Raw genomic sequence first — 18,011 nt, forward strand, 5'->3', positions numbered from 1 at the left:
CTCTATTGCTTGGTGACCATAGCGTCTGTGACCCACCCGATCCCTTCCCGAACTCGGACGTGAAACCAGTCTGCGCCGATGGTACTGTGGCTCAAGCCCCGGAAGAGTAGGGCGTCGCCAGGCATTATAGCTCGCGCTTCAATACCCATCCACAATATCTGCTTCACGCAAGAAAGCCCGCCCGCAACGGCGGGCTTTCTTGCGTCTGATACCCCAAAATCTAGAGCGTTTTCACTATGAGCGGAAACGCTCTGGTCTTTTGATGCCATTTTCCGAGCCCTTGGCCGTAAACGGTCAATTCGAAAATAGTCGAGCGCGGGTTCCGATCTGATTGAACCAGATTGCCGCCTTGGATTCCTTTTTTGCTGTGATTTCTTAACCAGCGATCGGTTCCGATCGCTTGGAAATCGCTCTAACAGCCCAAGACCAGCCTCAAACCGCCTGATGCGACTGCCCTTCCACGAAAGACCAGGAAGATCAGCGTTCCTTGGATCCAGTGCGGGACAGCAGGAAAACCACATAGCCCTTGAACTGTGGATGGCGTGACAGCATCAGCGGTGCCTGCCAGCTTCCTCCCTCGACCAGCGCGACCCGGAAGGGGATGGGAAAGTCCTTCATCCGGCGGAAATAATCCTCATAGCCGGGAATGGTGCTGCGTCCCTGATAGGTCTGGATGACCACCTCGTCGATCAGTCCTGCCAGTCGAAGCAAGGCATCTGGGTCGCCATGCGCGCTCCAGTCCATCAGACCCGTGATCGACAGTTTCCAGTCCTGCGGCAAGCGTTTGCGCAGATCGTGCAGGAAGCGCGCATAGCCGTCGATGCCTCGCGTGGCGGCATCGAAATCGACCTGAAGCCCGACGACTTCATTCCCTGCCGCCCGCCAATGCGCCAGATCATCGAAGATCGCGCTGTAAACGGCGTCATTCCAATCCAGCCGATCCGCCCTGACGACCAGCCAGACCTTTTTGCCCGGCAGGCGCGGCGTGCCCATGCGCAATCTTTCCATGCGGGCCGTTCCGCCGCGCCGGACCTCTCCATCAAGAAGATAGAGGATCCTGGCATGAACATCCCGTGTCGGACGTATGCCGGGCCAAAGGTAGAAGGCGTCATAGGCCGCCGGAACGACCTTTCCCGCGTCCGTTTCCGCCTCCTGCCGGCAACCGGCCAGCGCCAGGAACGCCAGCAGCGCCATCGTGCCTTTGCCCGCGCCCATATCTCACCAATAATAGCGCAGCGACCTGGCCCATCGACTTTGCGGATAGCGTTGCTTCAACTCCGTGAACCAGGCCTTCCGATCGGCCTGGGGCGCCTGCGCCGCATCCATTTCTTCCGAGGTCCGATAGGGACCGGCGCAGCCATTATAGCCGGATGGCGAATAGCACATGACGGCGCGGTAGAGGGCATAGGCCCGGTCGTCGGGCGCCGCTCGCCTGTCCGCGATGATCGCGGCGTAGATATCCGAGCGTGAGAGGGAACGGCCGGAAAATCCGTCCGGCCCGCTGCCGAGCATGGACCTGTCCTCGCTCGCATTGAACAGGCCGAACCCGTCGAAACCGTTCAGCCGGTAGAAATCGCCCAGGCACAGCCGCGCCTTTGCATCGCCGGGCGACTTAGCCAGTGTCGCGGCGATCTGCGCTATGCTGGGGCAAGGAAAGCCGTCGGACCATTGCCCGGTTCGGAACAGCCCGGTCGGGATCCTGTCCTGCTGGGAAAAGTCCCATAGTCCGCCTTCGCTCCCCGCATTGGCGGGCACCAGAGTCAGATCGTTGCCGAAATCGCCAAAGGCACCCCTTGTCAGATCCTTGTAGAGCAGGGTGAAACGGGCCACGTCCCGCTCGCGCGCGGGACGGGTGCCATCCCTGGCCGTCATGCGCAGGATGGCGGGCGGCGCCAGGGTTTGCAGCAGGATCGTCCGGGTCATGCTGTCCGTGATCGGCGATCCGGGGGCGAAGACCTGCTCCACCCGTCCGTCGCGCTGCCAGCGAATGGCCAGCCCCATTTCAACCAGGGGCCGCTCATAAAGCGGGCTTGCTCCCTTCAGAAGGTCGCGCCAGAAACCCGCTTCATTGGGATCGCGCGTCCGGCCGAGGGCCATGCCGCGCAGGACCTGCCGGCTGAAGGCGAGGGGCGTGAAGCCGCTGCTGCGCGCCGCATCCGGCAGCAACGCCAATATCGCCTTCGGATCGTCTCCACCATAATAGGCCCGGCTGGCCTGAAGCAGTCCATAAAGATCAGGATGGGCCGCAAACTGCCTCTTCTGCGCCGTCAATTCGCTCGCGGAAAGAGGAGCGGGATCGGTATTCTGCCCCCGCATCTGCTTGAGATCGGCGACCGCCAGCAAGAGCGGTACGCCGTTCTGACTGCCGATGATCCTGCCCGCATCCGGGCGCTCCAGCAGCTTGATATCGATTTCCTCGGCCAGGTCGGCTGCCGCTTCATCGTCGCCGGGCATCGTGGCCACCAGCTTTTCGTAGCTCTGGACAAGCGCCGCCATGTCTCCGCTCAGCCATGCGACGCGGCGCGTCAAGCCTTGTGCCGACGTGGCATAGCGGCCCTTGGGATAGGCCTTGAGATAGGCGCCGATGGCGTCGCCTGCCTGCTTGACCGCCGCCGCATCGACCTTTTCCGGCCCGGCAAAATCGCCATATTCGTCCACCGCCTTGGTCACCGCCGCGCGCAGGCCGATGCGGATCGGCATATATTGGGCGGTTTCCGCGACCCATTTGCTGCGGCTGCGCGTCAGCGAAGCAAAGCCCTGTCGCGCGCTTTGCCAGTCGCCCTTGTGGAAGGCGTCGGCCGCCTTCAGATAGGACAGATATTCGCGGCCGAGCCTGGTCGAGATCGGCGCATCGTCCCAATGGGCGGCATCGCAGCCGGTCCTGGCGCGCAGCCCGGTCAGCTCGGTCTTTTCGGCTGCCGGCAGGTCCGTCTCGACCGCAAGCGCGGCGTTGAACGCGGCCACGCCATCCGGGGAAACCGCGCAGCCGGCGGCATCGCCATTGCCCATGGCGCTGCTTTCCTGGTCCTTCTCCCCCGCTTGTGGCCAGAAGGCTGCGCGCAGGCCGGGCCATGTCATGAAGGTACGGCCGAACTGCGGATTGTTCACATCGCCGTCGGCCCCGGCGCGATCGCTGTTCACGGGTTTCAGGCTGCGCATCAGCAGCAGGATGTTGATCCGCGTATCATTGCCCGGACTGATCGCCGCCCGCCCGCCGCAATCATAATCGGGCGAAGCCAGTTGCCAGCCCGGCGAACAGGAGGAGTCGGCGCAGGCCCAGAGCGCGCCGCCCAGGCCGATCCCCGACAGCGACAGCAGGAGCAGCGTGACGGCGACCGGATGCTTTCGCGGGAAGGTCAAATTCTGGCCCATGGGAATTCCTGCCGATCATCTTCTGTCTTCATCCGGCCCAGACTGAACAAAAGATCGCGTCCAGGCAATCAGGAACGCAAGGGCAAGGGGCAGGTCGTTTACGCCACCTTCGCCCGCATGAGGAGGATGGTTCCGATCGACAAGGCAGGGGTAGTGGTGATTGCGGGTGGATGCTGCGTCGAAATGCCTCCACGACGCGCGTCATCGGGTGCCTTGCCGGGGCAATGGCAGAACAATCATCGCGCATTGAGAACTGATAATGACGAACTGAAAACAGTTGAAGCGGACAGGCAATGGGTGAATGGCGAAGAATATTTCAGATCTGAAAATTGTTTTCAGATCATGTTTGTATTCCGGAGTCACCGAAGACTGTAAAGGATAGAGGATGCGAATATCCGGTTTGCGCCAATTCGGGAAGATATCAAAAATGGCTACTCCAAAGGGTATATATCCTTTAAAAATCAGCTCCTTGGGCGTCAAATTTCCTTCTTCTCCGGGCATATGCATGGTTTCGCTAACGCTTTTCTAACCTTCTGGATGCAATGTTGATGCAGATTAAGGCGTATCGACTTCAGCGGACGGGGATCGTCATGCGCAAATATTATGCGTTTATCCTGCTGGCTCTCGTGCCAGGCAAGGCAGCGGCGACAGACGCCACTACGACAATGGGTGTTTCCGCGACAGTGTTGAATGCCTGTCTTGTCTCGGCCACGGACATGGCGTTTGGAAGTTACGATCCGACATCGGCAACGCCGAAGGATACGACCAGTACCATAACAGTGACTTGTACGCCGGGAACAGTATTCAACATAGGTTTGAATGCCGGAAGTACCGGTGGAGCGACAGTGTCCACGCGCCAGATGCTCAATGGCGCCACTCCCCTGGACTACGGATTGTACAGCAATACGGGACGCAGCACCAATTGGGGAAATTCGGTTGGATCGGACACGGTGTCGCAGACCGCGTCGACCATCCTGCCATCGGCCTTCACTGTTTACGGCCGCATTCCGGTCGGGCAGAGCGTGGCTGCGGGGAATTACGCTGATACGGTGACCGTAACCGTCAGCTATTGAAGGCGGATTTCGTCATGACAGGATCATGCCATGGTGCCGGACCCGCGCGGGTTCTGGCGGCGATAGGACTTTGTGCGCTTTTCGGGATGGCGCAGGCGGTGGACGCCGCGACGCTGCGCATTTTGCCCGTGCGGATCGAGATGGCCGCCGACAAGCAGTTCTGCTCGCTTACCATTTCCAATGATGACGCGACCCCTGCGACGGTCCAGATCAGGGGCTTTGGCTGGCGCAAGGATGCAAGCGGCGCGGACCAGCTCGACCCCGTTGACGGCCCGGTCGTCAATCCCTCCATCGTCAGCATCCCCGGCGGAGCGAGCAGGCTCGTGCGATGCAGCCTGCCGGCGCGCACTGGACCGCGCGAGGAAAGTTACCGCCTGATCATCGATGAACTGCCGACGGCTACGACCGTGCCGGGCACGGTGCGGGCATTGCTGCGCATCAGCATGCCCATATTCCGCGCACCCCCCGGTGCAGCGCCTTCGCTCCGCTGGTCCACCGCGAAGGTCGCCGACGGAGGATGGACGCTCAGCCTGTTCAACCAGGGCGACCGGCATGTCCAGGTGACCGGCATGACCCTTCGCACCGCCGCGGGCGGAGACGCGATCGCGCGCGTCGACAGGGGCTTCTACCTGCTGGCGGGCGGGCGCATCGACCTTCCGGTCCAGCCGCCGGACGGCCGCGCGGTCGCCACCGTCCAGGTGGAGACGACCCAGGGACCGCTCACCGCCCGCCCCGCAGCGTCTGGGCAGTGAAGGCGCGCAGCGGATGTCGCCCGCTCCGGCATGGCCTGGCGCAAGGCAGGGGCTTTCGATGCTGGGTAGGGCGCTCATCCCGCTTTGCCTGCCGCTGGCGCAGCCGTCCGCCGCGTCCGATCTTCCCATGACGCTCGCCGTCATGGGCAGGCCCGGCGACAGCCAACGCCCGGTGCCCGTGGGCGTCATCATCAACGGCCAACCGATCAGCGATACCGGCCTTGTCGTGCTGGACCGGGGCAGGCTGTTCGTCCGCCAGGACGTGCTGCGCCAATGGGGCCTGCAAAGGGCCGTGCCACTGCAGCGCATCGAGGTGGAAGGAGCGGATTACGCCCTGCTGGACGGCATGGACGGCCTTTCGGCGCAACTCGACAGTTCAGGCGGCACCTTGCTGATCGATGCCGCGCCCTCGCTCTTTTCCCCCACCCATGTCGGTGCCGAACAGCGCGGCCGACCGGTCATGGCGCCGGTGCCGCTGCAATATGTCGGCTATGACCTGTCGGTCGCGCGATGGGGGCGGGACTGGGCCGCTTCCCTGCTGCTGGACGCCGGCCTGTCGGGCGCCTGGGGCGTCGCCGGTACGACGGCGCTGGTGCAGCAGGGCGTGGATGGTCCGGCTGCGGTGCGTCTCGACAGCAATGTCATCCGCGACTTTCCCGATCGGCGTTTGCGGCTGGTGCTTGGCGACACCATGACGCGGGGGGCCGACTGGAACCGGCCGGTCCGTTTCGCCGGGCTGCGGCTGGGCACCGACTTCTCGCTGACGCCTGAGGCCGTGACCTATCCGCTGCCCCGGCTTTCGGGCTCTGCGGCGCTGCCCTCGGTCGTTGATCTGGCGGCGGCCAGCAGTCGCCAGAGCATGGCGGTCCAGCCCGGCGATTTCCGGATCGATTATCAGCCGCTCTTCAACGGCGCGGGCGAGGTGACGATGACCATCCGCGACGCGACCGGCACCGCCCGTGTCGTCACGCAGAGCTTCTATGCCAGCCCCCGGCTCCTGCGCGAGGGGCTGGACGATTTTTCGCTGGAAGCGGGGTTTCTGCGCAGGAATTTCGGGGAAAGCAGTTTTTCCTATGGCGCGCCGTTCGCCGCGGGTTTCTGGCGTCATGGACTGGCGGCGGGGATGACGCTGGCTGGACGGGGCGAGGCGAGCGAAAAGGTGCAGATGGCTGGGCTGGGACTTGGCGCGCTCCTGTCCTCCTGGGGCGAATTGTCGCTGTCGGCCGCCGCATCGCACAGCCGCGACGGCGACGGCCTGATGTGGCGGGCGCAGGTCCAGCGGATCACCCCGCATTATTCGGTGACGGCGAGCTATATGGAGGAAGATGCGCATTTCACGCAGGTCGGAGAGGATGAGCGGGCCGCCGCGGGACGTCGGGAACTGGCGGTCGCGGGCAGCATCAACCTGGGCCGCCGCGGCAGCATCAATGCCCATTATCTGGAAAGCCGGAGCGATGGAGACCGTTTCTCCATGGGTTCGCTTTCCTATGCCGCTGGCCTGGGCCCGGCCTGGATTACGCTGGGCGCGCGGCGGACGCGCCTCTCGGAAAGCCGGACCAGCAGTCTTTTCGGGTCGCTCACCCTGCCGCTCGGCGCGCGTTCAAGTGTCGGCCTGTTCGCGGATGGCGGGCGTACCGCCGCCAGTTTCAACCAAAGCCCGCCGCCCGACCAGGGGTGGGGCTATCGCATGCTGGCGTCGCGCGGGTCCGACGCGCCAACGCAGGTGGAAGGCGGCGTGACATGGCGCACCGCGGCCGGCGATCTCGACCTTTCCGCATCGCATATGGGGGGAATGGAGGGCGTGCGTTTCCAGGCCCATGGCGCGCTGCTGCGGGTGGGGGGACAGATCGTCGCCGCGCCGCAGCTCGACTATGCCTTCGCGGTGGTGGACGTGTCGGCCGATCAGGATGTGACGGTCTTCTTCGAGAACCGGCCCGTCGCGGGTCGGGCCGGGTCGGGCAGGTCGGCGATCGTCGCGGGCCTGCAACCCTATGCCGCCAACCGCATCGCCATTGATCTGGATGCCTTGCCGATCGATACCCTTGTGACCGCGGCCGAGCAGGTGGTGGTGCCGGGGTACAGGCAGGCGGTGAGGGTCAGCTTCGGCGGCCCGGCCGCCCGGCCACTGACATTGCGGCTGGTGGACGGCAGCGGCCTTCCCGTTCCGGCGGGGCTGACCGTAACGCTGGAGGGTACGTCGTCGGGCATTTCGGGGCATGATGGCGAAATCTACCTGGCCGACGCGCAGGACGGGCAGGAAATCCTGCTGGCGGGGCCGGCCATCGCGTGCCGCGCGACCGTTCCGACGAGGCGGGCCGACGCCGGTATCTCGCAATCGGCGCCTCGTGCCTGCCTGCCCTATCAGGAGGGGAAATGATGAAGCTGATCGGATGGACGCTTGCCATTTCGGCTGGCCTGGGGCTGGCAAGCCCGGCCTGGGCCTGCACGCTTTGCAGTTGTTCGGCATCGACGACGGGGATCAGCTTCGGCGGCTATGATCCCACCGCCTCCGCGCCCAGGGATGGCGCGGGCAGCGTGACGCTGAGCTGCACAGGGGTGATCTCGCTGGCCGGCACCATTGATATAGCGATCAGCCCCGGCCTGTCGGGCGATGCCCTGGCGCGCCAGATGGCGCAGGGCAGTGCGCGGCTCAACTATAATCTCTACACCACCGCCAGCCGGACCACCATTTGGGGAAATGGATCGTCGGGGACCAGCACCGTGACCGCGTCATTGAACGGATTGCTGTCGTTCAGCCAGACCGTCCCCGTCTATGGCCGAATAGCCGCGGGCCAGTGGCCCCAGGCGGGGGCCTATGCCGACAGCCTGATCGTCACGATCACATATTGAACCTTCGGCTTCAGCTGCCCGCGTCCGCCGCCACGGGGCCGATCATGAAGACGCCCTCCCTCTGGCCGGAGGCAGACAGAAGCGGCACGGCCTTGACCTGGACGAGCTGGCTTTCGCCATGGCCGCCCAGCAGCCTCGCCCTCATGCCGAACGGCTTGCCGTGGGTGAGAAGTTCCTCGACCGCATCGTTGATCGCGCCGCGCGCGGAAGCATCGAACAGGGTCGCGAAGCGGGTGCCGGCCAGCCGGCCTTTCTCGGTCCCGACCAGCGCCGCAAGTGCGGGTGAGATGTCGGTGATGACCGACCGGACGTTGAATGCGCCGCGGGCAAGGCCGGGCAACCCGTCGATCAGATCCTCATAGGCCGCGATCTGCGCATCCTGCGCGCGCAGCGTCACCCGATCGGCAATCTCGTCGACCAGCACGATGAATCCGCCCGGAAAGGCCGCGGCCTGCACGCGATAGACCAGCGGCGGCGGTCCCGCGACATTATGTTCGAACGTCTCCGGCACGCCGGTGTCATGGACCCTTTCCAGCGCGCGCAACAGGAAGTGCGCGTCCGAACTCTCCAGCATCTGCGGCAGGAACAGCTTGCCGACATGCTTCTCGCTGATGCCCAGCCGCCGGCGGGCGGCGAGGTTGACCCGCACCGGCTTCAGATCCCGGTCGGTCAGCAGGACCTGGGTCGGAATCATGTCGAGCAGGATTTCCAGCTGCGCGCCCTGGTCGGGGCCGGTGGATTGATCGCCCGCCAGCCGATGGAACAGGTCCGTCGCGATGAGCGTCAGCCCGACATGCCCATGGTTCATGATATGGACGGGTTCGGTCATGGCCTGGCGCGAATGCACGGCAAAATGCCGAATCAACGCTGTGGCGGTGACCACTTGGCCGGGCGGCAGATCGTCCACGGACTGGCTCCCCTTTGCCTCCATCCCTGTCGATATCGGTATTATATGTTCGAAGGGGTGTAAATCATCAAAACGGAATCGTAACGATTTTGTCTTTGCCGATCAGATATTTCCTCGACTCGCCCATCCGCCTTCGGAAAATGCAGAAGGGCCAGACGGGCAAGATGGTTCCAGCATAATGCGCAGATACGAATTTTGCGTAAAATCCTGTCCTTTCGCCTTCGCGCGGCCTTAGCGGCGACGCCTCCATTCTGGCCTGGGGACATCGCAAAGCCTGATCGAGCCGTCACCGGGATGATCAGGCCTGCCTTCAGGGGGCGGATCTATGGACCGAGGGGCGAAATGGCATCGAACCGGGACTGCCGGAAGCATCAGCCGGGGGAAGGGCCGCTGGGCTTGGCTGGCGGGCGCCGGCCTGATCGCCGGCCTGGCGCCAGGGATGACCGCCCATGCCAATGTGGTCAGCGCCTGTTCGGGCGTCAGCCTGCCGAAATCAGTGCTGACCGACACGATCGGCGATGTCATCACGCCGGTGCTGGCGCCGGTTGAATCGACCCTCAGCACCCTGACCTTCGGGACGGTTGATCTGGGCATCAACGCCGCCCTGGCCAACGCGGCGGCAGGCGCGCCGATCACCCTCAACGTTCTGGACGTGAACGGCAATGCCGTCGACCTGCTGTCGGACCCGACATGCGAAACCACGTCCGACAGTTTCAGCCTGACCACGCCCAAGGGCATCTCCTTTGGCGGCAACAAGATCACCGGACTGGGCACGCCGGGGTCCGAAGCCAGCGCGGGCGAGCTGGACGCCATCGCCATCGGCAATCTCGCCAGCACGGCCACGGGCGCCTATGGGGCGATCGCGATCGGCGCGGGCGCGTCCGCCACCCATGCGGGCAGCGTGGCGCTGGGTTCGGGATCGCTGGCGAACGGCATGACGCTGAACCTGCCCGCCTTCCTGATCGGCGGCACGGCCAGCGCGGAAGTCAATATCGGCGGCCGCCGCCTGACGGGGCTGGCGGGCGGCGCCGATCCCGGCGACGCCGTCAATGTCGCCCAATTGCAGGCGGTGAACGATGCGCTCGGAACGCTTGCCGGCAATGCGGTGCAATATGATGACGGCACCAGGACGCAGGTGACGTTGCAGGGTTCGGGCGGCACGCGCATCACCAATGTTGGCGCGGGGGCGGTGAACAGCACCAGCAGCGACGCGATCAACGGTTCCCAGTTGCAGGCGACCAACAATCTGGTGGCGCAGAACAGCGCGGCCATCACCCAGTTGAGCTATGACCTGGCGGTGCTGAACGACCTTGCCGTCAAATATCAGGACAGCAGCAAGGCCACCGTCGTGCTGGGCGGCGCGGGCGGCACGACCATAGCCAATGTCGCGGCCGGCAGCGCCCCGACCGACGCGGTCAACCTGTCGCAACTGGGTAGCGGCGGCGGAGGGACCGGCGGTGGAGGCGGGGGCGGCGGCGGCGGAACTGGCGGAGGCGGGACTGCACCGCAGGACGCGCTGCCCTATGATCCGTCGATCCAGGCCTATAATGCGGCGCGCGGCGGCATCGACCAGACGATCAGCGGCGTTGCCGCCGGTGAGTTGAGCGAAACCTCGACACAGGCGGTCAACGGTGCGCAGCTTCATGCGACCAATGTGCAACTGGCCTATAATCTGACCGCGATCACCGAGCTTCAGCAAGGGCGCGCAGGCTATCTACAGGTCAATAACAGTTCCGGCTACGCCACGCCGGTCGCCAGCGGCGCGGACAGCATGGCCGCCGGCGCGGGCGCGGTCGCCTCCGGCAGCGGCAGCCTGGCGCTGGGGACGCAGGCCCAGGCGATCGCGCCGGGCAGCGTCGCGCTGGGCTATGCTTCCGTCGCGGACCGGGCCAATACGGTATCGGTGGGCAGCGCGGGGGCCGAACGGCAGATCGTCCATGTGGCCGACGGCATCGCGCCGACCGATGCGGTGAACCTGCGCCAGCTTCAGGGCGGGATGGCAGGGGCGGTCGACAGCGCCAACGCCTATACCGACATCCGCTTCAACCTGATCAATGCCGGCCTGCGCGACCTGCGGCGCGACGCGGAGGGGGGTACCGCCGCCGCCATGGCGATTGCCGGCATACCCCAATTGTCGGAGGCGGGTGGCGGTACGCTGGGCGTCGGCGTCAGCACCTGGCAGGGGGAACATGCGATCGCCATGGGAATATCGAAGGTGTCGGACAATGGCCGCTTCATCATCCGGGCTTCAGCAGCCTATAACAGCCGCAATCAGGGAGGCGCCAATGCGGGCATGGGCATTGCTTTCTGACCGGCGGTGGATCGCCCTGCTGGCGCTGGCCCTGCATCCATGGCCCGGCCATGCGGCGGAGCCCCAGTTCCTGCCGGAAGTTGCGCCCCTGTCGGAATTTCCCGACGCGGGCAGCGCGACACGGCGCGAGGGCGTCTTCCTGCCGCCGCAGGCGCCGCGCCTGCTGACGCCCGGCATGACGAAGCGGCAGGTCTATGCCCTGTTGGGCGTCCCGCATTTTCATGAAGGCCTGCTGGGTGAACGGCGGTGGAACTATATTCTGGACTTCTACACCGGGCAGGGGACGGAATATCGGATCTGCCGCCTGCAATTGCGCTGGGATCGGCGGATGCGGCTGGAACGCATCGCCTGGAGCGACGCGTCGTGTCGCGACATGGTCTATCCTCCCGCGCAACCGCAGGCCGCCGCCGGACCGCTGCCACCTCCGGTTCCGGCGGTCCGGCCCCGGTCGCTCACTGTCCATTTCGATTTCGACAAGGCCGCTCTCAGTGAAGAAGCGCAGCGCGACCTGGCCGCCTTCATGACCGAAGCAGGCCCTGACGGCGGGATGCTCTCCGTCACGGGCTTCACCGACAGTGCAGGGCCTGACGCCTATAATGATCGGTTGAGCCTGATGCGCGCGGACAATGTCGCCAGGCATCTGGTGGCGATGGGCGTGCCGCTGTCGAAGCTGCAAATTTCCGGAGCCGGGGAGCGATCCCCGGCCCGATCATCCGACGGTCCGGCGAAAGAGCCCCTCAACCGGCGCGTTCTTCTGGAGTGGACGGCGGGCGCCGGTTGACGCCGGGAGGGTTGCTGCCGGGCGGCGGAAAATTCACCGCAGCCATGCATCGCCGTCCCGGCCGGCCGACCGCGCAAGCTGGACGAATTCCTGCCGCCAATAGTCATTCTGGCCGCCGGCGAGCCGGGCGATGTCGGCATAGCTGTAGTCGCCCAGCCGCGTGTCGCCGCGCAGCCTTTGTCCGAAGGCGGCGACCGCCACGGCAAAGGCCATGTCGCCCCGCGGCCTGTTGGCGTCGGCAAGGAGCGAGGCGGCAACCGGACGCTCTATCAGCCGGCTATGCGTCTCTTCGGGCAATTTGTAGCGCAGGCGGACGGTGGCGAACTCGCTGTTGTCCGCCGCGGGAGGGAAAGGCGCGCGATTGCCGGCATATCTGCGCGGAGCGACCCAACCCGCTTCGCCGGCCGGGACGATCTCGTACAGCGCCGTCACCTGATGACCGGCGCCGATCTCGCCCGCGTCGACACGATCATCGGCGAAGTCCTGTTCGGCAAGGCCGCGATTCTCATAGCCGATCAGGCGATATTGGCTGACCAGGGCCGGGTTGAACTCCACCTGTACCTTCACATCCTTCGCGATGGTGAAGAGGGTGGAGGACAGTTCATCGTCCAGCACTTTGCGCGCTTCCATCGCGCTGTCTATGTAAGCGTGATTGCCATTGCCCAGGTCGGCCACCGCCTCCATCATCGCATCATTGTAATTGCCCTGCCCGAAGCCCAGGGTGGTGAGCGTTACGCCGTCGTCCCTGTTGCGCTTCACCATCTCTTCCAGGCCATGCTGATCGGACAGGCCGACGTTGAAGTCGCCATCGGTCGCCATGATGATGCGGTTGATGCCCCCCGGAATGAAGTGGGCGCGGGCCAGGTCATAGGCACGTGCCAGGGCCGGGCCGCCAGCGGTCGAACCATTCGCGTCCAGCCCGTCCAGCGCGGCCTTGATCTCCGCCGGATCGTGGCTGCCCTCGACCAAGGTTTCGACGAACCCGGCATAGGTGATGATGGATATGCTGTCGTCCGGCCGCAGCGCGTCCGCCAATATGGAAAGCGACTGCTTGACCAGAGGCAGCTTGTCGGCGTCCTGCATCGAACCGGACACATCGACCATGAACACCAGATTGGCGGGCGGCCGTTGCGACCGGGCGACGTCATAGCCGCGCAGGCCGATGCGCAACAGTCGCGTGCCGGCATTCCACGGTGTCGTCGAAACCTCCGTCGTAACGCTGAACGGCGCCGAGCGGTCATCGGGCAGCGGATAATCATAGCGGAAATAGTTGATCATCTCCTCCGTGCGCACGGCTTCCGCAGGAACGGCCTGGCCGCCCAGCAACATGCGGCGGACATTGGCGTAGGCGCCCGTATCCACATCGACCGCGAAGGTTGAGACCGGCTCGGCCGCGACCTGGTGGATCGGGCTGACAGGATGACCGTCATAGCGCTCGTTGCTTGCGGCCGGACCGGCATCGTTGACGGCTTCATAGGCGACGGAACCGCCGGGAGCCTGGCCGCAGCCCGCGAGCAGGAGGCCGGGCAGAAGGGTGAGGGTGATCGCCAGATGTGATCGCATGCGCGTTTCTCCACTGTTTCGATAGAGAGAAATAGGGGCGGCAAAGCGAGGCTTGCAAGCGACGAATCGATGGTGAACGGCACGCATCGATGAGTGTCGAGGCCGGGGTTCGTATCTTTTCGGCGGAATTCCGTCCTTCTCGCGGTGGCCTGCACATTTTCTGCACCGGAACTGCGCCGATTATTGATCGGCGGCTCTCACCGATCTGCTTGGGACAGCGGCATTCTGGCACGGACATTCAGGGAGAAAGACTGATGCGCTACTCCGCCGCGCGGCCGTCCCTGGCCGCATCATGGCCCCTCTTTGCCCGCTTTCGCTGGAAGCTGGCGCCTGCCTTGCTGATCGTAGGGACCGGGGACTGGCTGTTCTACCAGCGGCATCTATATGGCGGCTATCTCGGCTTTTTCGCGCTGGCCGTGCTGGGCGCTCTGCTGGCGGGGCGGCCCGTGCTGCGGCGCGAAGGCGGGGCCTTGCTGGCGATGGCGGCGGCGGGGCTGTTCGCCTTTGCCCTGCTCTACGACGCAAGCCTGCTGGCCTGGACCCTGTTCTGGGCGGCGGCGGGGGTGGCGGCTTTGATCCCGGCAACGGCGCGCTTCGACGATGGCTGGCGCTGGTTCCAGCGGCTGATCTGGTTTGGCTTGCGCGCGCCGTTCGGGCCGCTGATCGATCTGAAGCGCATCTTGAAGCTGCGCGCGGCGGGACGCGCAGGGGCCTGGAGCCTGCATGCGGCGCTGGGGACGCTGGCCTTGCCGGTGATCGGCAGCGCGGTGATCCTGCTTCTCTTTTCCGCGGCCAATCCGTTGTTCGAGCAATTTTTCTCCTCGCTGCTGCTGCCGGACCTGTCGCCTGAATTGATCGTCAGACTGGCCTTTTGGGGGGTGTTGTTTGCGATGGCCTGGGCCTTGCTGCGGCCGCGCCTGCCCCGGCGCCTGCTGCCGGCATTTGATGGCTGGAACGACCGGCGCCTGCCGGGCGTGTCGGTCGCTTCGGTCACGCTGTCGTTGGTGGTCTTCAACCTGATCTTCGCGCTTCAGAACCTGATGGATGTCGCCTGGCTCTGGGGCTGGGCGCCGATGCCCGCGGGCATGACCATGGCCGGCTATGCCCATCGCGGTGCCTATCCGCTGGTCGCCACCGCACTGCTTGCGGCGCTGTTCGTGCTCGTGACGCTGCGGCCCGGATCGGAAACGGCGCAGAATCGGGTGGTCCGCAGCCTGGTGATGTTCTGGATCGGACAGAATGTCTTTCTGGTCGCATCGTCCATGCTGCGCACGGCGGATTATATCGAAGCCTATTCACTTACCCGGCTCCGGATCGCCGCGCTGGTCTGGATGGCGCTCGTCGCCTTCGGCCTCGCCGCGATCTGCTGGCGGCTGCTGCGGGCGCGAAGCGCGGCATGGCTCATCAACGTCAATCTGGCGGCCGCCGGGCTGGTGCTGGGCGTGATCTGCTTTGTCGATCTGGGGGCGGTGGCGGCCCAATGGAATGTGCGTCATGCGCGGGATGTCGGTGGACAAGGCGTAGCGCTGGACCTCTGCTACCTGCGCCAGTTGGGCGATTCCGCGCTGTTGCCTTTGCTGTCGCTGGAGCAACGGACCGACCTGCGACCTGATTTTCGCGAGCGGGTGAGGACGGTGAGGATGGACCTTCATGCCAGGCTGGCGCGGGAACTTGGCCAGCGCTGGACCCTGCTTGGGCAGCGGCGGCTGGAAATGGCGCGGACCATGACGGCGGCGATCGGGTCTGTCGCCGTCGATGCGGGAGCGAGGGATTGCTCTGGCGCGCTGATTCCGCCCGCGGCGGCGGCTGCACCCAATGGGAATGTTGGTCCGCAGACGGATCGCGCGTTGACAGCGGAGACGGGGAGATGATCCTATGCCCCATGCCCAGCACGATCCTGATCGTCGACGATGATCCCCATATCCGCCAACTGCTCGTCTTCGCCTTCGGCAAGGCGGGGCTCGGGACGATCGAGGCCGCCGATGGAGAGGCTGCGCTGGCGGAGGTCGAACGGCACGCGCCCGACCTCGTCATCCTCGACATCAACATGCCGCGCATGGACGGGCTGGAGGTCTGTCGCCGACTGCGGGCGCATAATGACGTGCCGATTTTCTTCCTGTCCTCCCGCGATGATGAGATCGACCGGGTGCTGGGCATAGAGCTTGGCGGCGACGACTATGTGGTAAAGCCCTTTTCCCCGCGGGAGGTGGTGGCGCGGTCCATGGCGATCCTGCGCCGCACCTCGGCCCGGCCGCCGGCGGCGGAGGCGATTGGCACGATCCGCCATGGGCGGCTTGCCCTGGATACCGAAAGCTGGTCGGCGCATTGGGGCACGGAGGAGGTGAGCTTGACGGTGACGGAATTCACCATATTGCGCACCCTGCTGGCCATGCCCTCCCGCATCTTCTCCCGCGACCAGATCATCGATCGGTTTCGTGGGCCAGGCTTTGCCTTGACCGATCGGACGGTGGACAGCCATGTCCGCAACCTGCGCCGCAAATTTGCCGATGTCGGCGGCATCGACATCATAGAGACGCGCCCCGGCATCGGCTATCGGCTGGGCGGATGCAACGGGACGGCGCCGCCTGCATGAGCGCGGCGTTGAAGGCTTGGATCGCCCGGCATTGGCCGGTCTTGCGGTTGCGCACGATCCTGCTCGGCACCCTGCTGTTCGTGGCGGCGCTGCCGGGATTGGGGGCGATCTTCCTGCGGGTCTATGAAAATGCCCTGGTGCGACGGACCGAGGCGGAACTGGTGGCGCAGGGCGCGGCGCTGGCGGCGAGCGCGGCGGTCGTGGGGAGCGGCATGGGCGCCGATCACGCCGCGGCTGCCTCGCCGGTGCGCTATCATGACCGGATGACGGAGGTGGACCTGCGTTCTTCCCCGATCCTGCCGTCGCGCCCCCGGGCGGCGGCGACGCGCGTCGGCCCTGATCGCGCCGCCCTTGCGCTTGCGAAGCGGATGATGCCTGCCTTTGCCGAAACCAAGGTGACGACCTTGTCCTCGATCCTGATGCTGGATCGGCACGGCATAGTCCTGAACGGCCCGGAAGGCGGACGGAGCCTGGCTGCCCTGCCGGAGATCAGGGCAGCACTCGGCGGCAGGGCCGTGACCGTGCTGCGGAAGAATGAAGGCATCGCCACCCATTATCCGCTGGAATGGCTGAGCCGGGCGGCGGGCATTCGCCTGCACCATGCCCGACCCATCAGCGTCGATGGGCAAGTGACGGGCGTGCTGCTGGTGTCGCGCTCGCCGCGCGCCCTTTCCCTGGGGCTATATGAGGACCGCGGCAAGATCGTGCTCGGCGTGGTGGCGATTTTCCTGATGCTGGTGCTGCTGTCGGCCATATTGTCGCGCGCCATAGTCCGCCCGATCGAAAGCCTGAGCCGCGCCACACGCGATCTGGCATTGGGCCGCCGCGTCGCGCCGCGCCATCCCTCCCTGCAGGTAGTGGAAATCCGGGCCCTCTATCGGGATTTCGAGCAGATGGCCCAGAGTATCGAAAAGCGATCCCGCTATCTGCGCGACTTTGCCTCTTCGGTCAGCCATGAATTCAAGACGCCGCTGGCCGGCATCTCCGGCGCGATCGAACTGTTGCAGGATCATGGGGCCGACATGGCGCCCGCCGATCGGCAACGCTTCCTCACCAATATGGCGGCCGATGCCCAGCGGTTGGCGCGGCTGGTGCGGCGGCTGATGGAACTGGCACGCGCCGACGTGCTGGTGGGCGAAAGCGATGCGCGAACCGATGCCGCGCCATTGCTGGCGTCGGTGGCGGATGCATTGTCCGCAGAGGATTTCGTCATCAACCTCCGTCTGCCGCAGGACCTGCCGCCGCTGAAAGTGGACGCCGGGGCGCTGGAAGCCGTGTTGACGACGCTTGCGGAAAATGCGCGGCAGGCGGGGGCGTCGCGCCTGGACATCGACGTCGCCTTGCGTGAGGGCGCGGCATGGATCGACTTTGCCGATGATGGGCCCGGCATACCGCCGGGGGACCGGAGCCGCATCTTCGACCTTTTCTTCACCACCCGGAGGGGAGAAGGCGGGACGGGCCTTGGCCTCGCCATCGCCCGGTCGCTGCTCGACGCCTATCATGGCGAACTCCACCTGCTCCCAACAGCGCGCGGCGCCGGTTTCAGGCTTGTGGTCGGCACAGAAGGTTGAAGCGGACCGAGGCGCGATTCAGCCGGTCAGCGCTCCTGGTCCATCATCCAGGCGGCATCAGCGGGAATAGCCGGGCGCGGCCTAAGGCATAGACCCCATCTATGGGATATATAGCGGAATGACCTCTGGCGTGATGGGGGCGGTTTCGCGAACCTGCATCGACGTCATGCGCACGGGGGCGGGACATGGTCCTCGTCCTGGAGCGCGCCGTACAGGACCCGCAACGGCCGGGCAGCGA

The 18,011-nt window shown here is 65.3% G+C and carries 14 protein-coding genes and 1 rRNA gene; 10 read left to right on the forward strand and 5 right to left on the reverse strand.

Going from position 1 to position 18,011, the window contains the following annotated elements:
- Nucleotides 1-8: 8 nt before the first annotated feature.
- A 5S ribosomal RNA gene (gene rrf, locus MRBLMC3_RS13460) occupies nucleotides 9-123 on the forward strand.
- A gap of 354 nt (nucleotides 124-477) precedes the next feature.
- Here the strand turns inward: rrf and MRBLMC3_RS13465 are convergent.
- The 3 genes from MRBLMC3_RS13465 to MRBLMC3_RS13475 form a co-directional block, all read right to left on the reverse strand.
- Nucleotides 478-1,215, reverse strand: a complete 738-nt coding sequence (locus tag MRBLMC3_RS13465) for a DUF3142 domain-containing protein (protein ID WP_363829578.1) — start codon at nucleotides 1,213-1,215, stop codon at nucleotides 478-480.
- Between the two features lie 3 nt (nucleotides 1,216-1,218).
- Entirely contained in the window at nucleotides 1,219-3,372 is a 2,154-nt protein-coding gene (locus MRBLMC3_RS13470; protein WP_363829580.1) for a hypothetical protein, read from the reverse strand.
- A gap of 201 nt (nucleotides 3,373-3,573) precedes the next feature.
- Entirely contained in the window at nucleotides 3,574-3,873 is a 300-nt protein-coding gene (locus tag MRBLMC3_RS13475) for a hypothetical protein (protein ID WP_363829582.1), read from the reverse strand.
- Nucleotides 3,874-3,914: 41 nt separating this feature from the next.
- Here MRBLMC3_RS13475 and MRBLMC3_RS13480 point away from each other — a divergent pair, with 41 nt between their 5' ends.
- Genes MRBLMC3_RS13480 through MRBLMC3_RS13495 form a run of 4 tightly spaced genes read left to right on the forward strand, consistent with a single transcriptional unit; the run spans nucleotide 3,915 to nucleotide 8,047 of the window.
- The gene (locus MRBLMC3_RS13480) at nucleotides 3,915-4,445 is read left to right on the forward strand and encodes a Csu type fimbrial protein (protein WP_363829584.1); all 531 of its coding nucleotides are present in this window, start codon (nucleotides 3,915-3,917) and stop codon (nucleotides 4,443-4,445) included.
- 14 nt (nucleotides 4,446-4,459) lie between these two features.
- Nucleotides 4,460-5,197, forward strand: coding sequence for a fimbrial biogenesis chaperone (locus tag MRBLMC3_RS13485; RefSeq protein WP_363829586.1), 738 nt, complete (start codon nucleotides 4,460-4,462; stop codon nucleotides 5,195-5,197).
- 58 nt (nucleotides 5,198-5,255) lie between these two features.
- The gene (locus MRBLMC3_RS13490; protein WP_363829589.1) at nucleotides 5,256-7,574 is read left to right on the forward strand and encodes a fimbria/pilus outer membrane usher protein; all 2,319 of its coding nucleotides are present in this window, start codon (nucleotides 5,256-5,258) and stop codon (nucleotides 7,572-7,574) included.
- Nucleotides 7,571-8,047, forward strand: coding sequence for a Csu type fimbrial protein (locus MRBLMC3_RS13495; protein ID WP_363829591.1), 477 nt, complete (start codon nucleotides 7,571-7,573; stop codon nucleotides 8,045-8,047). The genes MRBLMC3_RS13490 and MRBLMC3_RS13495 overlap by 4 nt, the downstream gene beginning before the upstream one ends.
- 10 nt (nucleotides 8,048-8,057) lie before the next feature.
- On the opposite strand, the gene MRBLMC3_RS13500 is transcribed toward MRBLMC3_RS13495, so the two are convergent.
- Nucleotides 8,058-8,954, reverse strand: coding sequence for a PAS domain-containing protein (locus tag MRBLMC3_RS13500; RefSeq protein ID WP_363737421.1), 897 nt, complete (start codon nucleotides 8,952-8,954; stop codon nucleotides 8,058-8,060).
- A 325-nt stretch (nucleotides 8,955-9,279) separates the two neighbouring features.
- Here MRBLMC3_RS13500 and MRBLMC3_RS13505 point away from each other — a divergent pair, with 325 nt between their 5' ends.
- Both MRBLMC3_RS13505 and MRBLMC3_RS13510 read left to right on the forward strand, forming a co-directional pair.
- The gene (locus tag MRBLMC3_RS13505; protein ID WP_363829593.1) at nucleotides 9,280-11,265 is read left to right on the forward strand and encodes a YadA family autotransporter adhesin; all 1,986 of its coding nucleotides are present in this window, start codon (nucleotides 9,280-9,282) and stop codon (nucleotides 11,263-11,265) included.
- Complete coding sequence (locus MRBLMC3_RS13510) at nucleotides 11,240-12,046, forward strand: OmpA family protein (RefSeq protein ID WP_363755784.1); 807 nt, start codon at nucleotides 11,240-11,242, stop codon at nucleotides 12,044-12,046. The genes MRBLMC3_RS13505 and MRBLMC3_RS13510 overlap by 26 nt, the downstream gene beginning before the upstream one ends.
- Before the next feature lie 33 nt (nucleotides 12,047-12,079).
- Here MRBLMC3_RS13510 and MRBLMC3_RS13515 read toward each other — a convergent pair whose 3' ends face one another.
- Nucleotides 12,080-13,609 carry a vWA domain-containing protein gene (locus MRBLMC3_RS13515; protein WP_363829595.1) on the reverse strand — a complete coding sequence of 510 codons (1,530 nt, stop codon included), beginning with the start codon at nucleotides 13,607-13,609 and terminating at the stop codon, nucleotides 12,080-12,082.
- Between the two features lie 254 nt (nucleotides 13,610-13,863).
- On the opposite strand from MRBLMC3_RS13515, the gene MRBLMC3_RS13520 reads away from it, so the two are divergent.
- Genes MRBLMC3_RS13520 through MRBLMC3_RS13530 form a run of 3 tightly spaced genes read left to right on the forward strand, consistent with a single transcriptional unit; the run spans nucleotide 13,864 to nucleotide 17,773 of the window.
- On the forward strand, nucleotides 13,864-15,480 hold the full coding sequence (locus MRBLMC3_RS13520; protein ID WP_363829598.1) for a DUF4153 domain-containing protein: 1,617 nt from the start codon (nucleotides 13,864-13,866) through the stop codon (nucleotides 15,478-15,480).
- Nucleotides 15,481-15,491: 11 nt separating this feature from the next.
- Nucleotides 15,492-16,202 carry a response regulator transcription factor gene (locus tag MRBLMC3_RS13525; protein ID WP_363829600.1) on the forward strand — a complete coding sequence of 237 codons (711 nt, stop codon included), beginning with the start codon at nucleotides 15,492-15,494 and terminating at the stop codon, nucleotides 16,200-16,202.
- A complete protein-coding gene (locus tag MRBLMC3_RS13530; protein ID WP_363829602.1) occupies nucleotides 16,199-17,773 on the forward strand; it encodes a sensor histidine kinase in 1,575 nt (524 codons plus the stop codon). Before MRBLMC3_RS13525 ends, MRBLMC3_RS13530 begins: the two co-directional genes overlap by 4 nt.
- Nucleotides 17,774-18,011: the final 238 nt, after the last annotated feature.

The sequence above is a fragment of the Sphingobium sp. LMC3-1-1.1 genome, from assembly GCF_040676285.1.
Taxonomy (GTDB): domain Bacteria; phylum Pseudomonadota; class Alphaproteobacteria; order Sphingomonadales; family Sphingomonadaceae; genus Sphingobium.

Excerpts from the sequence above, each read along its gene's own strand:
- MRBLMC3_RS13465 (WP_363829578.1), bottom strand. The coding sequence starts at position 1,215 with ATGGGCGCGGGCAAAGGCACGATGGCGCTGCTGGCGTTCCTGGCGCTG.
- MRBLMC3_RS13470 (WP_363829580.1), bottom strand. The coding sequence starts at position 3,372 with ATGGGCCAGAATTTGACCTTCCCGCGAAAGCATCCGGTCGCCGTCACG.
- MRBLMC3_RS13475 (WP_363829582.1), bottom strand. The coding sequence starts at position 3,873 with ATGCCCGGAGAAGAAGGAAATTTGACGCCCAAGGAGCTGATTTTTAAA.
- MRBLMC3_RS13480 (WP_363829584.1), top strand. The coding sequence starts at position 3,915 with ATGTTGATGCAGATTAAGGCGTATCGACTTCAGCGGACGGGGATCGTC.
- MRBLMC3_RS13485 (WP_363829586.1), top strand. The coding sequence starts at position 4,460 with ATGACAGGATCATGCCATGGTGCCGGACCCGCGCGGGTTCTGGCGGCG.
- MRBLMC3_RS13490 (WP_363829589.1), top strand. The coding sequence starts at position 5,256 with ATGCTGGGTAGGGCGCTCATCCCGCTTTGCCTGCCGCTGGCGCAGCCG.
- MRBLMC3_RS13495 (WP_363829591.1), top strand. The coding sequence starts at position 7,571 with ATGATGAAGCTGATCGGATGGACGCTTGCCATTTCGGCTGGCCTGGGG.
- MRBLMC3_RS13505 (WP_363829593.1), top strand. The coding sequence starts at position 9,280 with ATGGACCGAGGGGCGAAATGGCATCGAACCGGGACTGCCGGAAGCATC.
- MRBLMC3_RS13510 (WP_363755784.1), top strand. The coding sequence starts at position 11,240 with ATGCGGGCATGGGCATTGCTTTCTGACCGGCGGTGGATCGCCCTGCTG.
- MRBLMC3_RS13515 (WP_363829595.1), bottom strand. The coding sequence starts at position 13,609 with ATGCGATCACATCTGGCGATCACCCTCACCCTTCTGCCCGGCCTCCTG.
- MRBLMC3_RS13520 (WP_363829598.1), top strand. The coding sequence starts at position 13,864 with ATGCGCTACTCCGCCGCGCGGCCGTCCCTGGCCGCATCATGGCCCCTC.
- MRBLMC3_RS13525 (WP_363829600.1), top strand. The coding sequence starts at position 15,492 with ATGCCCAGCACGATCCTGATCGTCGACGATGATCCCCATATCCGCCAA.
- MRBLMC3_RS13530 (WP_363829602.1), top strand. The coding sequence starts at position 16,199 with ATGAGCGCGGCGTTGAAGGCTTGGATCGCCCGGCATTGGCCGGTCTTG.